The sequence below is a fragment of the Hymenobacter fastidiosus genome (assembly GCF_039539565.1).
Taxonomy (GTDB): Bacteria; Bacteroidota; Bacteroidia; order Cytophagales; family Hymenobacteraceae; genus Hymenobacter; species Hymenobacter fastidiosus.
In genome coordinates, this window is sequence record NZ_BAABDJ010000002.1 from 376,463 (window position 1) to 390,603 (window position 14,141).

General features: G+C 60.8%; 11 protein-coding genes. 1 reads left to right on the plus strand and 10 read right to left on the minus strand.

Annotation, left to right across the window (positions count from 1 at the left end):
* Window positions 1–12 precede the first annotated feature (12 nt).
* Window positions 13–1,425, minus strand: coding sequence for a histidine--tRNA ligase (hisS, locus tag ABD833_RS02380; RefSeq protein ID WP_345070725.1), 1,413 nt, complete (start codon window positions 1,423–1,425; stop codon window positions 13–15).
* 205 nt (window positions 1,426–1,630) lie between these two features.
* Here hisS and ABD833_RS02385 point away from each other — a divergent pair, with 205 nt between their 5' ends.
* Entirely contained in the window at window positions 1,631–2,071 is a 441-nt protein-coding gene (locus ABD833_RS02385) for a DUF6597 domain-containing transcriptional factor (RefSeq protein WP_345070726.1), read from the plus strand.
* A 73-nt stretch (window positions 2,072–2,144) separates the two neighbouring features.
* Here ABD833_RS02385 and ABD833_RS02390 read toward each other — a convergent pair whose 3' ends face one another.
* From ABD833_RS02390 to ABD833_RS02430, 9 genes are all read right to left on the minus strand, one after another.
* Window positions 2,145–3,626 (minus strand): serine hydrolase domain-containing protein, encoded by a 1,482-nt coding sequence (locus ABD833_RS02390; RefSeq protein WP_345070728.1) that lies wholly within the window; start codon window positions 3,624–3,626, stop codon window positions 2,145–2,147.
* A gap of 133 nt (window positions 3,627–3,759) precedes the next feature.
* Window positions 3,760–6,213 carry a TonB-dependent receptor gene (locus ABD833_RS02395; protein ID WP_345070729.1) on the minus strand — a complete coding sequence of 818 codons (2,454 nt, stop codon included), beginning with the start codon at window positions 6,211–6,213 and terminating at the stop codon, window positions 3,760–3,762.
* A gap of 276 nt (window positions 6,214–6,489) precedes the next feature.
* Window positions 6,490–6,867 (minus strand): hypothetical protein, encoded by a 378-nt coding sequence (locus tag ABD833_RS02400; RefSeq protein WP_345070731.1) that lies wholly within the window; start codon window positions 6,865–6,867, stop codon window positions 6,490–6,492.
* A gap of 126 nt (window positions 6,868–6,993) precedes the next feature.
* The gene (locus tag ABD833_RS02405) at window positions 6,994–7,374 is read right to left on the minus strand and encodes a carboxypeptidase regulatory-like domain-containing protein (RefSeq protein WP_345070732.1); all 381 of its coding nucleotides are present in this window, start codon (window positions 7,372–7,374) and stop codon (window positions 6,994–6,996) included.
* A 964-nt stretch (window positions 7,375–8,338) separates the two neighbouring features.
* Window positions 8,339–8,479, minus strand: coding sequence for a hypothetical protein (locus ABD833_RS02410; RefSeq protein WP_345070733.1), 141 nt, complete (start codon window positions 8,477–8,479; stop codon window positions 8,339–8,341).
* A gap of 619 nt (window positions 8,480–9,098) precedes the next feature.
* The gene (locus ABD833_RS02415; RefSeq protein ID WP_345070735.1) at window positions 9,099–10,493 is read right to left on the minus strand and encodes a toxin-antitoxin system YwqK family antitoxin; all 1,395 of its coding nucleotides are present in this window, start codon (window positions 10,491–10,493) and stop codon (window positions 9,099–9,101) included.
* 283 nt (window positions 10,494–10,776) lie between these two features.
* Window positions 10,777–11,961, minus strand: a complete 1,185-nt coding sequence (locus tag ABD833_RS02420; RefSeq protein ID WP_345070737.1) for an acetyl-CoA C-acyltransferase — start codon at window positions 11,959–11,961, stop codon at window positions 10,777–10,779.
* Window positions 11,962–12,079: 118 nt separating this feature from the next.
* A complete protein-coding gene (locus ABD833_RS02425) occupies window positions 12,080–13,060 on the minus strand; it encodes a tetratricopeptide repeat protein (RefSeq protein WP_345070739.1) in 981 nt (326 codons plus the stop codon).
* On the minus strand, window positions 13,057–13,977 hold the full coding sequence (locus tag ABD833_RS02430) for a vWA domain-containing protein (protein ID WP_345070740.1): 921 nt from the start codon (window positions 13,975–13,977) through the stop codon (window positions 13,057–13,059). The genes ABD833_RS02425 and ABD833_RS02430 overlap by 4 nt, the downstream gene beginning before the upstream one ends.
* Between the last annotated feature and the right edge of the window lie 164 nt (window positions 13,978–14,141).

The window sequence follows — 14,141 nt, forward strand, 5'->3', positions numbered from 1 at the left end:
AAAACTGACGGTCTAGGCCAGCGCCGCTACCACTTCAGCCAGCGTCAGCGTCTGCTCCTGCCTGGCCCGAAGATCTTTGAGCTTGAATTTGCGAACACCAAGTTCTTCAGGAGCCTCCAACAACATATAAGGAATCCCTTTGGCATCAGCATATTTATACTGTTTGACCCGCTGTTTATCAGATTCAGCTTTATCCGGATACAGCTCACTGGCAATGCCGGCCGCCCGCAGCTCGCGCAGCACCGGCAGCATGGCCGTCATGCCCGCCGCGTCGAAGTTGGCGACCAGGCAGCGCGTGGTGGCCGCCGCGCCCTCCGGAAACAGGTTCAGCTCTTCCAGACAGTCGTAGAGCCGGTCCACGCCGAAGGAGAAGCCCACGCCCGACACGCCCGGCAGCCCGAAGGCGCCGGTGAGGTTGTCGTAGCGCCCGCCGCCGCTCACGCTGCCCATGTTCACGTTGTTGATCTTGATTTCAAAGATGCAGCCGGTATAGTAGGAGAGGCCGCGGGCCAGGGTCGGGTCGAATTCAAGCTGCTCGAATTGGGGGAAGCCGAAGCCGCGCAGCAATTCCAGCACCTGGCCCAGTTCCCGCAGCCCCTTGTAGCCATCGGCGTGGTCGGCAGCGACGCCGGCCGTAACGAAGCCGGCCAGCAGGCGCTCCAGCTTTTCCGGGAAGTCGCCGCTCACCGACAGCAGCTCAAACAGGGTGTCGATAACCGGCTCCGAAAAACCGCGCTCCAGCAACTCCTTCGTCACCCCGTCGCGCCCGATTTTGTCGAGCTTATCAATGGCCACGAACAGGTCCGACTCCTTGCCCTCGCCGCCCAGGGCCTGGAAAATATTGCGCAGCACCCCGCGGTGGTTGATTTTGATGGTGAAGTCCGTCAGGCCCAGCGCGTTCAGCACCTCGGCCATCATCAGCACGATTTCGGCTTCGCAGAGCAGCGAGTCGGTGCCCACCACATCGGCGTCGCACTGGTAGAATTCGCGGTAGCGGCCGCGCTGGGGCCGGTCGGCGCGCCACACGGGCTGAATCTGGTAGCGCTTAAACGGGAAAACCAGCGTGCCGCGGTTCATCACCACGTAGCGGGCAAAGGGTACGGTGAGGTCGTAGCGCAATCCTTTTTCGGCCACTTTGGGCAGCACCCGGCGGGTGGCCCGGCCGTCGTCATTAGCCAGATCCTCGGCCGTTACGTCTTTCAGAAAGTCGCCGGAGTTCAGCACTTTGAACAGCAGCTGGTCGCCCTCATCGCCATACTTGCCGGTGAGCACCGAAAGATTTTCCAGGGTTGGCGTTTCGAGCGGGGCGTAGCCGAACTTCTCGAACGTGCGGCGGATGATGCCGAAAATGTAGTTGCGGCGGGCCACTACGGCGGGGCCAAAGTCGCGGGTACCTTTGGGAATGCTGGGCTTCTGGGTGCTCATCAGGAAGTAGGCGGAATACTGGCGCGAAGGTACAACGGCCCGCCTGACTTCAACCTGCCGCCGCCGAGTTGCCGCCGGGCGCGGCGCGGCACATCATCATGTGAGCCGGAGTCCCCTATTCAGGGCAGTGGCCCGGCTCGGGTAAGTTGTATCTTCAAGGAGTTGACTTTGTGGGGGATAATCGAATTCTCTGCTCCCGGAAGCTATGCACATTCAGTCTTTCCGGCCCGCGCCGGCTTTGGCCGCTTACGTGGAGCAATACTGCCTTTGGGACGACGAGGCCACGCCCGAGACCCCGGTGCTGCACCCGGTCTTTCCGGGCCTGGTAAACGGCCTCAACGTGCTCTACGGGGACCCTTTCGAAACCGTGACTTTCGCCGGCGACGAAGTGCTGACCACGCCGGGGGTGGAAATGATCGGTATCGTTACGGAGCGCCGACTCTACCTGCGGCAGACCGGCCGGGTGGGGGTATTGGGAGTCTACTTTCGGCCCACGGGCTTTTTTAGTCTGTTCGGGATACCCATGTCGGCCGTGACCGACGCTACCCTGGAGCTGGACCACGTAGCCGGCCCGTTCGCCCGCGAGCTATATCAGTGGGTTGGGGAAGCCACTACCCCGGCGGCCCGGCCGCCGGGCCGCCGATAAACATCCAAGCAATCGGGGCTAGGATAAGGCGAGTAAGCCTCTAGTCCTACGTTCCGACTCTTTAAATGGTATCCTATTGTAGTTTTTTCAGCTGTTCCACGGCATTCTGACTCGTCGGATCGAGCTTCAGTACCTGCTTATAATTTCGGACGGCCAGCTCCTTATTGCCCAGCTCCTGGTAGGTTTCGGCCAGGCTGTCGTAGGTATTGGCGCTTTTGGGGTTCAAACTCACGTTCAGCTTGAACACTTCCACGGCGTCCCTGAGCTGATGCTGCTTTACCAGCGCGTAGCCCCAGTTGTTGACGTCCGCTTCAGGCAGCTGGTAGCCGGCATTTTTCTTCTGCTCCTTCTTCACCAGCTCCAGAGCGTGGCTAAACCCTTGCTGGCGCAGCTGCAGATGCAGCGCCCGCAGGGTCGGCGGCAGCCCGAAGCCCGTTGCGGGCCGCATGTCGGGAATGTAGTAGCTGGCAATTTCGTCGATGTAGGTGTCGGGGTTCGCGCCCATCAGGTTGGTCAGCACCACAATGGCCAGCTCGTCCTGGGGGTAGAGAAACACCGCGGAGCGGCCGCCGCCCACGGGCGCCACGGCCGGGTGTTCGGGCCGGTCGACGGTGGGCCAGCCCAGGGCGTAGCCCGTAAGCTTGCCGCCGAAGCTGCGCTGGCTGCCGTCGTTGAGGCGGCCGGGCGTCCAGAGCGTGACGAGGCTGGCTGGCTGCAACAGTCGGCCCTGCTGCAGGGCTAGCAGCCAGTGGGCCATTTCTTCGGCCGTCGAGCTCATGCCGGCCGCTGGGCGCACGGAAGGGGGAAACACTTCGAACAGGTTGCGCAGCTGCGGGCTGCGCCGCCGCTGCCCGTTGACGTACTGAGTGTAGGTGTAGCCGCGGGCACCGTGGGGCAGCACGTCGTGGGCATCGCCGGCGCTGGTACGGGGCATACCGACCACGTCGAGCTGGCGCTGCCGGATAAACTGCGCGAAGGGCTGGCCGCTAAGCTGGTCGATGAGGCGGCCCAGCAGCAGGTAATTGGTTTGGTTGTAGGCAAACTGCTGGCCGGCCGGAAAGTCCAGCGGCTGGGTTTGCACCTGGGTCCAGGCCGCTGTTTCGTTGTTTTCGGTCACCAGCGCGTCTTCGGGCATAATGTCGGGCAAGCCGGAGGTATGCGTGAGCAGCTGCCTGACGGTAACCGGGTGCCAGGCGGTGGGCAGCTCGGGCAGGTAGCGTCCCACCGGCGCGGCCAGGTCGAGCTTGCCGGCTTCTACCAGCTGCATCACGGCCACGCCTACGAAGGCTTTGGTAATGGAGTTGAGGAAAAAGCGCGTCTGCGTGATTACCGGCACCGAGTCCTGCACGTTGGCCAGCCCGTACTGGGCCAGCTTCACGATTTTGCCGTGCCGAACCACGGCCAGCTGCAGGCCGGGAATGCGCAGCTGCTGCATCTTCGCCTTCAGAAATAAGTCCAGACTATCGGCGGGGGCAGCGGCCCGGGCGTTCCGGAGTGGGCTGGTGGCCAGGCAGAGCGCGAGGCCGATACCGGCCAGCCAGGTTGAGGTACGCATGGTGGTGGGAAAGAGAGTGGAAGGGAATGGGCGCGGGAAGCGGACCGGAGGCCGGCCGTACTTACTGCCCGGGGATACCAGACAGTCCCGCAAGAATAAGTAGAATATATTGATACCCGGATTTAGCCGGAAATTACCCGCCAAACCCGCCGCCACCGGCCTGGGGCTGGCTTTCAATCTTCTTCGGGGGCTTGTTGGAGCCGAAATACCAGGAGAAGCCCAGGTAGCCCACCCGCGTTTCGTACTTGTTGTAGTACGAGGCAGCGAAGCCGGGGCCGTAGGCTTCTATGCGCTGGCGCTGGTTGTTCAGCACGTCGCTGACGCGGAGGGTGAGGGCACCCCGGTCGTTGAACAGGCGCTGGCGCAGGGCTACGTCGATACCACCCTGCGGTGCCAGCCGGCCCTGGGGCGTGATGACGGCCGCCCGGTAGGTGCCGGTCAGCTGCAGGTCGAGCTTGCTGGTGGGGTTGAAGGTATTCTGCAGGCGGGCCGTGCCCGTGAGGTTGCGGCGGCTGGTTTCGGTGCCCGTGGCGGCCGTAATCTGGTTGCGGAACAGCGAGCCGCTGGCCGCTACGCGCCACCACTTCGCCAGGGCCTGGTTCAGCGACACTTCAACCCCGTAGCTGGTGCTCTGCCCGATGTTGCGGTTCAGCTCGGCCGTGACCACGCCGCCGGCCCCGTTTTTCCGGGTAGCTACGGTATCCACCTCCCGGATGCGCTGAATGGAATTGTTGGTCTGGCGGTAGAACAGGGTGCTGCTCAGGCTGGCGCTGCCCACGGTGGCCTGGTGACCCAGCTCGAAAGAGTTGATGTACTCGGGGCGCAATGCCGGGTCGCCGAGACGGTAGTAGCGCGGGTCCTGGTAGAGTGGGAAGGCCAGCAGCTGCATAAAGTTGGGGCGGTTGAGGCGGCGGGCGTAGCTGAGCTGCAGCTTCTGGTCGTGGGGCAGGGTGCGGGCCACGGTAGCCGAAGGGAACAGGTTGAAGTAGCGCAGGTCGAAGGCACCCTGGCCACCCACAACCTGGCCGTAGGTGTGGGTGTACTCGGCCCGCAGGCCGCCCTGGTAGCTCCACGGGCCCCGCTGGGTCTGGTAAGTGGCGTAGCCGGCCTGCAGGTATTCGGTGAAGTCGTAGGTGAAGGAGCGGTCGGCCACGCGGGTGGGCTGCTCGGGGTGGTACAGCATCAGGTAGTCGTCGGCGCCGTTATTCTGCTGCCACTGCCCCTTCAGCCCCAGATCCAGGCGGCTGAGCGAATCCAGCGGGTGGGTGTAGTCGAGCTGGCCGTAGTAGGCGTGCAGGCGGATGCGCAGATCCTGCTGCCATTCGGGCTGGGTCGCGGTTTCGGTCGTCAGCTGCTGGCCCACGTTCACGTCGGCCCCCACGGTGCTATAGCCCAGGCTGGTGGTCAGCTCCCGGCCCTTATGCGCGGCCCAGGTCCGCCGGTAGTCCGATGATATATCCAGCGTATTTACCTTTTCCGTTACGTAGAGGCGGTTTTCCTGCTGGCTGGGCGCCGTGCTGCCCGCGCGCAGGGTGGCCAGCTGGTTGCCCACGTTGTTGTTGCGGGTCTGGTTCGGCTCAACCGTGATGCTCAGGTTCTGCTCGGGCGAAAGGGTGTAGTCCAGCCCCACCCGGCCGCTATGGTTGCGGTTGTGGCGCTGCCCCAGACCCCGCTGGTCGATGGTGAGGGTTTTCTGCTCCAGGACCGTGGTCTGGTGCGAGTTGTTGATGTTCCGGTACCGGTCGTCGCGCAGGTCGTAAGAGCCGAACACGTTCAGCTTGCCGGTACGGCGGTTCAGGCTTAGGGAGGGGTTGTACTTGTCCTGGCTGCCGATATTGGCGGTAGCCTGCCCGTTCCAGCCGTCTTTTTTCTGCTTTTTGAGAATGATGTTGATGACCCCGCCCGCGCCGGCCGCGTCGTAGCGCGCCGAGGGGTTCGTGACCACTTCCACCTTCTCGATGGCGCTGGCCGGAATCTGCTCCAGCCGCGTGCCGGTACCGCCATTCGTGGCGCCCGAAGGCTTGCCGTCGATGAGCACCGTAATGTTGGTACTGCCGCGCATACTCACCGTGCCATTCTGATCCACGGAAACCGACGGCACGTTCTGGAGCACGTTCACGGCCGTGCCGCCCACGCTGCTCAGATCCTTTTCCACGTTGATGACCTTCTTGTCGAGGTTGTCGACTACGGCCGCCCGTTCACCCTGCACCACAACTCCTGCCAGCTGGGTGGCCACCGCGTGTAGCTGCAACTCTCCCAGCCGAACTTCGGGAGCTGCCCCCGTTACGGCAATGGTCTTGCGGAGCGGGCGGTAGCCCAGCACGCTGGCCCGGAGCAGGTAGGAGCCCGGGGCCACCCGCTCGATTGCGAAAGCGCCGGTTTCAGTGGTCTGCGCTCCGGCTACGAAGCTCGAATCCTGCCTGCTTAGCAATACTACGTTCGCAAACGGAATACCCTGAGTAGTGCTTTGGTCCAGCAGGGAACCGGTAACCCGGCCCGGATTCTGAGCCTGCAATGCCAGCGGCAGAAGCGGGAAGAGCAGCGTCAGGCGCCGGAGCGACCAGGAGAAGGGTAGAAGGAAGTTCATGAATGATGGATTGGAATGGGGAATGCCGGGGAGCATCCAATGAGGGTTTTGGTCCGGGCGGCAGTCGTTTATTTTTTTTGTCAAGTACCATGCTATGCAAGGTAGTTTTAGCAAAAAAAATGTGGATTTAATTCCACGTTGGCCAGGGTGTTTAAGTAAGGCTACTGGCGGGACCAGCCACTGTAGCATCACGTTGTGTGCCTCCGGAATTCCCGGGTAGTGGCGTGCGCCGCCACCCCCGGAAATTTCGGAATAAGGTCTCAGCTGCCGTCGGCGTTAGCGGAGGGCGTAGAACCGCTGGGCCCGGCGGTTTATGCCTAGCTCGCTGCCTAACAGCGTGTTACTTTGGGCGTGGTGTAAGTAAGCCAAAGCATTGCTCAACTGACGGGCCGTGCGCCGGCACTTAGCGGTACCCCGGCTCGGATCCAGGCACAGCTCATTCAGACGCTCCTCATAAATCTTCTCGTGCTGGGCAGTGTAAAAGCGGATGACGCTGTAGTCCCGGCGGGTCTGGTCGGTTTCGATGGACCAGTAGCCGGTGCCGGCTTGCTGGGCATCTTCGGTGTAGACTGTTGTTTGGGCACTGGCCACGGTTACGGACAAGCCAAACAGGACGGCAAAAAAGCTCAGGCGGGCAATCAGGAAAGTTTTCATAGTTCAGAAAGACAAAAGGTTGGAGGGGAAATCGGCAAATGAGCGTACTGACCTCTTAGGGCCGGCAAACCGAGAAAGGGACAGCTGAGAGACTGGGAAAGCAAGACGATGCCGACGAAAGCGGCATTAGCGGGCGGCGGCCAGCAGACTCTGGGAGCCCACCGTGGGAGCCGTAGCCAGTTGAGTGTTCAGGGGTTGGAGGGCAACAGTACCCAGGGCTACGCTGGGCTGCTTGGCCTGAACATCGATCCGGGGATAGTGTGAGCGGTAGCCAAGGATGGTAGTGCGGAAGGAATATTGCCCAAAGGGTACTTTAGATACTACAAAAGTGCCATCAGAACGGGTAGTAGTGCTGCTGATGAGGGCTTTATCGGATGCCCGCAGCAGCACTATGTGAGCGTTGGGGATGGGCTCGTGGGTATCGGCATCCAGCAGTTTGCCGGTGACCTTACCATACCGGGGGCTTTGAGCCTGGGAAGAAAGGGTGGCGGCCAGGAGGAGCAGCATCGCGAAACCAGCAAGCACACGGAGGACGAAAGACATTTTCATGACTGAGGGAGAAAAGGGAAAATGAAGGAAATACTCAGCCGGTGCGCGTCTGGAAAGCCGCGGTTCTGTCCCGTAGCACGGGGCTGAGCAAGAAAAAAATGAAGGGAGTAGGGTGCCGGCTGGGATGCGGTTGGCATCAAGCAGCCGGGCAGTCTTCCAGCTCTTCTAGCTGAAAGGGCTCTGAGAGGCGGTTGGCCAGGCCTTAGAGTAACGCAAGGCCTCCACCAGGGAGAGTAAAGGAACGCAACAAAGATATTCTAAGGTACTATGCAAAGCAAGGTACTTTGAAAATTTATTTTCTTTGGAGGAAAAACGATGTGACTAAGAGGAGGGGAGGGGGGCAACAAGCAGCATAATCAGGGCCGGTAGCCAGGTGATTGGTGCTGTTGTGAGGGTAGATGAGGAAACGCAGTAAAGCGTTGCTTGGCCGGTGAGAAAACGTTAGAAAATACTGGGCATTCCCTGAGTTTGAGGCCCCACAAAGGTAGAACAGGCTTTTGGGCAGGGGTATCGCACATTGATGTGAGCCATGGGTACAGAATTTGGGCTCCTCCGAAAGAGCCGTGAGTCGTTACCGAACGTCAGAAAGAGTGTTGAATGAAGCAGCCGCTAAATCCAGCTCTGTTTATGGATGAGACAGACTACTTATCTGATCTACTAACTACGAAACGATTCGTAGGTTGCATGCATTGCCTTGGCCAGAGGAAATCTTTTCCGGGTATTGTTTTACATGGCCTGTTCAATGGTTCTACTGCGGTTCGGCTTGATGTCAGGATGACTCTACCCTGCTATTTTTAAGCCTTTGGCTGCCGCTTCCCGGCGCTTGATTTCAAGCATCCAGAGGCCGTTTTGGGCAGCCGGTATACGAACCGGGCAAAATTGAAAAGCTGCCTTCAGACACTGTTTTGGCGCCTCATGATTTTTAGTCGGCAGAGTACTTGACTACTAATCCCGCTAGGGCCGTGAGGGTAAAGAGCAACAAGGCCAGGTGGTTAGCCCGCTTGCGGTATTGCGGCGACTGGTTGCGCTCATCGTGGAAGATGGGGAAGGCAAATGGAATCATGGCGTACGAAGGGGTTAGGTGAGAGACAGATAGTGTATCGCCGGAGCAGGTAGTGTATTACAGGTTACAGGATAAAATTTTCTTCGGCCTAACGCTTCTTTGGGTATTCGGACCTTTTCCCCGACTGGGGACGATTTTGCCACCCACCGCATGGGCCCCTGACGCGTTTGATTATCGCTATGTTCTCCGTTCAGCCAAAAGACCTGTTTCCAAATACTCAAACATCCAAAAAAACAGAACGTCATGCTTCATCTGGCGTCCGCGAAGTCGAAGCATCTCGCGTGCTGATGTCTGATTGCTAATTCCAGCGTCAGCACGCGAGATGCTTCGACTTCGCGGACGCCAGATGAAGCATGACGCCTCCTTTTTAGTATTTGGGAACAACTCTAAAGAGTCGGGTTTCCGGATTAAGCCCATCTGGGTCCAGGAACTATTGCGGGTGCTGTAGCCCGGCGTATTCTGCTGCTCACCACGCACGGCGAGGCCTTTAAGCAAATCCTGACTGCGGAATAACAGCAGCGCTTCAGCTCGGGGCTACTGGTGGTCCGGAGCAATGTCACGGAAGGCCACCGGGTTTTTGCGGCCTTCCAGCCGGCGCTGTGCTTCCGGGCCTGGGCGCTTACTTGCCGGGTTTCACCAGCTGGCCGTTGCGGAAGGTTTTCCTTTGCACCACGGCCTTGCCATCGGGGCCGTAATAAGTCCAGATGCCGGTTTCGCGGTTGTTGCGGAAAGTGCCGGCAGTTTCGGGAGTTCCATCTTCGCGGAGCTGCCGGAAAGGGCCAGCCTTAATGCCCTTCACGTAGGTGGTTTCCGCTTTGAGCTTGCCCGAGGGGTAGAATTCCAGCCCCAGGCCCGTCGGCTTGCCGTTTTCGTACGGTAGCTTGCTGCGGAGCGTACCATTAGGATCGTAGAGGAGCTTCTCGCCGGCCAAGCGGCCATTCACGTAGGTTTCCTGCTGCTGAAGCTGCTTGCCGCCGGGATGAAAGGTGCGCCACAGACCCGCGGGCTGACCGCCTTTAAACTGCTGGTCAGCCTGCACGTTGCCGTCCTCAAAGTACGAGGTGACTTTCCGGTCGCGGGCCTGATTGCTGTAGTCGGTTTTCTGCTGAGGCTTGCCCGATTCGTAGAAATCTTCCTGCGTGCCGCTGAGCGTACCGTTGCGGTAGGTCATGCGGCTTTTCACCGCGCCGCTTTCGTAGTAGGCTTTGGCCGGCCCATCGAGGTTGGCGGTGCCCCCCGCCAGGCTCTTGGCCTGCTTGGTCAGATCATCAGACAGCGGGTTTTTGATGGCCCGACCCGTGAAGGTGGCCGCCACGTAGGTACCTTCGGTGCGCAGCTTACCCGAGCGATAGTAGCTGCGGTAGCTGCCCCGCCCCGATTTGTCGGCCAGCACCTCGGTTTCCACCTGCCCGTTCTCGTAGTAGGTTTTATAGGGTCCGGCCAGCAGACCCCGGCTGTAAGTGCCCTCGCTCTGGAGCTGCCCATTGGGAAAATAAGTTTTCACCGGCCCGTTCGCCTGCCCGTTCTGATACGTGATTTCGGCCTTGGGCTTGCCCGACGGATACAGCTCCCGGACCGCGCCGGCGGGCTGGCCGTTGGTGAGGGTGGTTTCCAGCTTTACTTCCCCGTTGGGATGGTAGTAGCGCAGCGTGCCGGTGGGCTGGTCATCGTTGTAGGTGCCTTCCTGGGCTGGTTTGCCGGTTTCGTAGTAGGTTTTGAATGGGCCCTGCCGCACGCCCTGCTGGTAGGTGACTTCCAGCCGGCGCGGGCCGCCGGGGTGAAACTCGACGTAGACGGAGTCGCGCTTACCACCGGAGTAGCGGGTCTGGGCTTCGAGCTTGCCCGAGCGGTAAAATCGCTTGTAGGGCCCTTCCATTACCGTGTCGCCCGCCACTATGGCCGAATACACTTCGCGGCGGCGGGTATTGGTCGAATCATAGTAGGTGGTGAAGCGCCGCTGCTGAGCCTGGGCCGCAGTGGAAAGCAGAAGCAGAAAGAACAGCAGTCGTTTCATAGCCACGGATTCAGTCAGATTTTGGACCACGGATTTTTCGGATTGGTCGGATTAGTCGGATTTTGTAGACGCAACGCCGGCGCCCTGGTTTTCCATGCAAAGTAACGGCATAAAAAAGAGCCCCGCCGCCAAACGCCGCAGGGCTCTTTGTGCTCTGACTCGTTGCGGACCGGCCCAAACAAACAGCCGTCCACAAAATCCGACCAATCCGAAAAATCCGGACGAATCCGTGGTCCAAAATCCGGACCAATCCGTGGTCGACGAATCCGGACGAATCCGTGGTCTAGATTTTCTCGATAACGATGCTGCTCGCGCCACCACCACCATTGCAGATGCCGGTGACGCCGATTTTGCCGCCTTCGTTGCGCAGCACGTTCAGCAGCGTAGTCACAATGCGGGCCCCCGAAGCCCCCAGCGGGTGACCCAGGCTCACGGCCCCGCCGTACACGTTCACCTTGGTGCCTTCCAGGTTCAGCAGCTTGTTGTTGGCCAACGACACCACCGAGAATGCCTCGTTGATTTCGTAGAAATCTACTTCTGAAGCGTCGATGCCAGCGTTTTTCAGGGCTTTGGGAATAGCCAGCGACGGCGTGGTGGTGAACCACTCGGGCGCCTGCTCCGCGTCGGCAAAGCCGCGGATGATGGCCAGCGGCGTTACGCCCAGTGCTTCCGCCTTTTCCCGGCTCATCAGCAACACGGCCGCCGCGCCGTCGTTCAGCGTCGAGGCATTGGCGGCCGTTACGGTGCCGCCTTCTTTAATGAAGGCCGGCTTCAGGCCCGCTACTTTCGTGAAGTCCACCTTCAGATACTCCTCATCATCTTCCACAACCGTGGTCTTGCCGCGGCTCTCAATCGTGACGGGTACGATTTCATCCTTCTTCTTGCCGGCTTTGGCCGCGTTGGCGCTGCGGGTATAGCTTTCAATGGCAAAGGCATCCTGCTGCTCACGGGTGAACCCCATTTCCTTGGCCGTATTCTCGGCCGCGTTGCCCATGGCGTAGTCGTGGTAGGGGTCCCAGAGGCCGTCGCGCACCAAACCGTCAATCATTTGGCCGTGGCCGTACTTAGCGCCGAAACGGGCTTTGTCGAGGTAGTAGGGGACGTTCGACATGCTTTCCATGCCTCCCGCCAGGACCACATCGGCCTGGCCCAGCATAATAGCCTGGGCCGCATACATAATGGCTTTGGTGCCCGAAGCGCACACCTTGTTCACGGTAGTGCATTCAACGGTGTCGGGCAAACCGGCTTTCTTGGCGGCCTGGCGGGCGGGGGCCTGACCCAGGTTGGCCGAAATGACGTTGCCCATAATCACCTGCTGCACTTCCTTCGGATCGACACCGGCCTTTGCCAAAGCGCCTTTCAGGGCAATAGCGCCCAGTTCCGTCGCCGACAGCGACGACAAGCTGCCGCCGAATGAGCCAATGGGAGTGCGCACAGCAGCAACGATTACAACTTCTTTGATTTGCATAAGCGGGAGGGGTGGGGAATTGGGTGGAATAGGGGGCAAAGGTAAGAATTGGCCGGCAGCCAGCCCGCAAAGTTCCGGCCCGGCCTGCTGACCACCTCTTTTCCGGATCAGGCCGGGTTTACCAGGCGGGCTTTTTCGGATCGGGTTGGCGGGAGGACTTGTGGGGCAGCTGCTGCAGATACTGTTGTTCGGCCGCGTTCAGGGTTTCCAGCAGCCGCCGGGCCTGCCCCGAGCTGAGGTTCATCTGTTGCAGCCGCTCACGCTGAGTCTGGAGCTGGGTCTCACTCAGGGATGCCGGTTGTGCGCCCGGCTGTCGACGGGTACCATCTTCAACTCCCTCGGCTGCCTCACTCAGCCCCCGCACGGAGCCGGGTTCCGAGCCAATAGCTACTTTTTGCTGGCTGCCCTGCCCCGGCTGAAAGCCCGCGGCCCCCCGGCCCGCGCTGGCCGCCGACTGACCGGGGTCACGCTGGCCCTGTTGGTCCGGCCGGGCCTGCGGTGTATTCAAGGGATTCTCAGGCTGAGCTGGATTATCGAGCTGGCCGGTGCGGTCGTTGCCGGCCCTGGACCGGGGCTGGTTGGCCGGGTTTTCTGGGGTTGTGGGGCGCGGCTCATTGGCCTCCGCGCCGGCCGGAGCGGGCGGCGGAATCCGGGGTTCCCGCTGCTGACGATCCAGGTATGATTTCAGCGCTTCATAATTATAGCGGGCGGCAGTATTGGTCGGATCGGCCAGTAAGGCCTGGCGCAGCAGGCTTACTGCCCGGGCGTAGTCGCCTTGCTGCGCGGCCAGAACGGCTAGCTGCTGGCGGGCAATGCTGCGCGTCGATGAGGTTCGGCTCGTGAGTAGGCGGCCGTAACAGCTCCGGGCTTCGGCCCGCTGTCCTGCCCGCAGGCAGGCGTGGGCCAGATTCAGTACCAACGCCTCATCGGCGGCCCCGGGCTGCTCCACCGCTTTGCGGTAAGCGGCGGCCGCCAGCCGGAAATTTCCCCGCGCGTAAGCCGCCTCCGCCCGCTGAACGGCAGCGTTACGGTCGCGGATGTGGGTAAGGCTTCCCCAGCCGCCCAGAACCACTAGGCTGGTTAAGAGGAAAGTTTTCACGGGCGAATTATTTTCACGGTGACAAGGATATCCAGCAGCAGCAGAACCAGGGCCAGCAGGAGCGGGTAGCGGTAGCGGTTATCGGCCACGGCTACGGTACGAACCTGTTGGGCTTGTCCTTCCACGCGGTTTAATGCGTTGACCAGCAGCGGAAATTCATTGCGCCGGTCTGTCAGTTCGAAATACTGCCCATTGGTTTGCTCGGCCAGACGCCGTAACGCCAGCGGGGCGAGCTTGGTCACCACATCGCGCCCCTGAGCATCGCGCAGGTAGCGGCCGGCTATCCGGGGCAGGCGAGACCCTTCGAGCGTGCCGACGCCCATGGCAAACAGCCGGACGCCGGACCGGGTGAGTTCCCGCAGGGTTGGTTCCAGACTTTCGCCAAAGTCCTCCCCGTCACTGATCAATACCAGCGCCGTTGCCCGGGGTGGTGCTCCGGCAACGGCAGGGGCCGCTTTCAGGCGGGCCAGGACTAAGTCCAACGGGGCCGCCAGGTCGGTAGGCCCAACCGGGACCAGACCGGTTTGCAGCGTATTGATGAAAATCTGCAGCGCCCCCTGATCGTAGGTAAGCGGACAGTGCACGAACGCATCAGCCGCAAAAACGATTAACCCGATGCGGTCGGCCTGAAAGCGTCCGATCAGGGTAGTTAGCTCCGCCCGGGCTTTCTGTAGCCGCGTGGGCACCACATCGGTTGCGTTCATAGACCGCGACAGATCTACCAGCAGCCAGACATCTTTGCCCGCCGTGCGAACGGGCTGCTGCGTGACGCCGTAGGCGGGGCCCAGCAGGGCCACCAGCAGTAAGGCGAAATACAGGAGCCGGAGTCCCAGTTTCCAGCCCAGCGGCCAGCCTTTTTGGCGCAGTGGCAGGGCCAGCCGACGGGTGCGCAGCGCATACCCAACGTAGAGCCCCAAAAAAAGAAGGGCCGCTGAGAGCTCCATCCACGAAAGCGGAAAGGCCCAGCTCATAAAGGTAGCGGGTTAGCCAACTGGTTATAATTCATTGGAAAACGACGTGCGCACTGGTCCGCCGGGTTGGCAAAGATAGGTTGCTATCGTCTTAGGGGTTGATTCAGCAG

Bases quoted from the DNA above. Each gene is read 5' to 3' on its own strand.
- hisS (WP_345070725.1), bottom strand. From the start codon at position 1,425: ATGAGCACCCAGAAGCCCAGCATTCCCAAAGGTACCCGCGACTTTGGC.
- ABD833_RS02385 (WP_345070726.1), top strand. From the start codon at position 1,631: ATGCACATTCAGTCTTTCCGGCCCGCGCCGGCTTTGGCCGCTTACGTG.
- ABD833_RS02390 (WP_345070728.1), bottom strand. From the start codon at position 3,626: ATGCGTACCTCAACCTGGCTGGCCGGTATCGGCCTCGCGCTCTGCCTG.
- ABD833_RS02395 (WP_345070729.1), bottom strand. From the start codon at position 6,213: ATGAACTTCCTTCTACCCTTCTCCTGGTCGCTCCGGCGCCTGACGCTG.
- ABD833_RS02400 (WP_345070731.1), bottom strand. From the start codon at position 6,867: ATGAAAACTTTCCTGATTGCCCGCCTGAGCTTTTTTGCCGTCCTGTTT.
- ABD833_RS02405 (WP_345070732.1), bottom strand. From the start codon at position 7,374: ATGCTGCTCCTCCTGGCCGCCACCCTTTCTTCCCAGGCTCAAAGCCCC.
- ABD833_RS02410 (WP_345070733.1), bottom strand. From the start codon at position 8,479: ATGATTCCATTTGCCTTCCCCATCTTCCACGATGAGCGCAACCAGTCG.
- ABD833_RS02415 (WP_345070735.1), bottom strand. From the start codon at position 10,493: ATGAAACGACTGCTGTTCTTTCTGCTTCTGCTTTCCACTGCGGCCCAG.
- ABD833_RS02420 (WP_345070737.1), bottom strand. From the start codon at position 11,961: ATGCAAATCAAAGAAGTTGTAATCGTTGCTGCTGTGCGCACTCCCATT.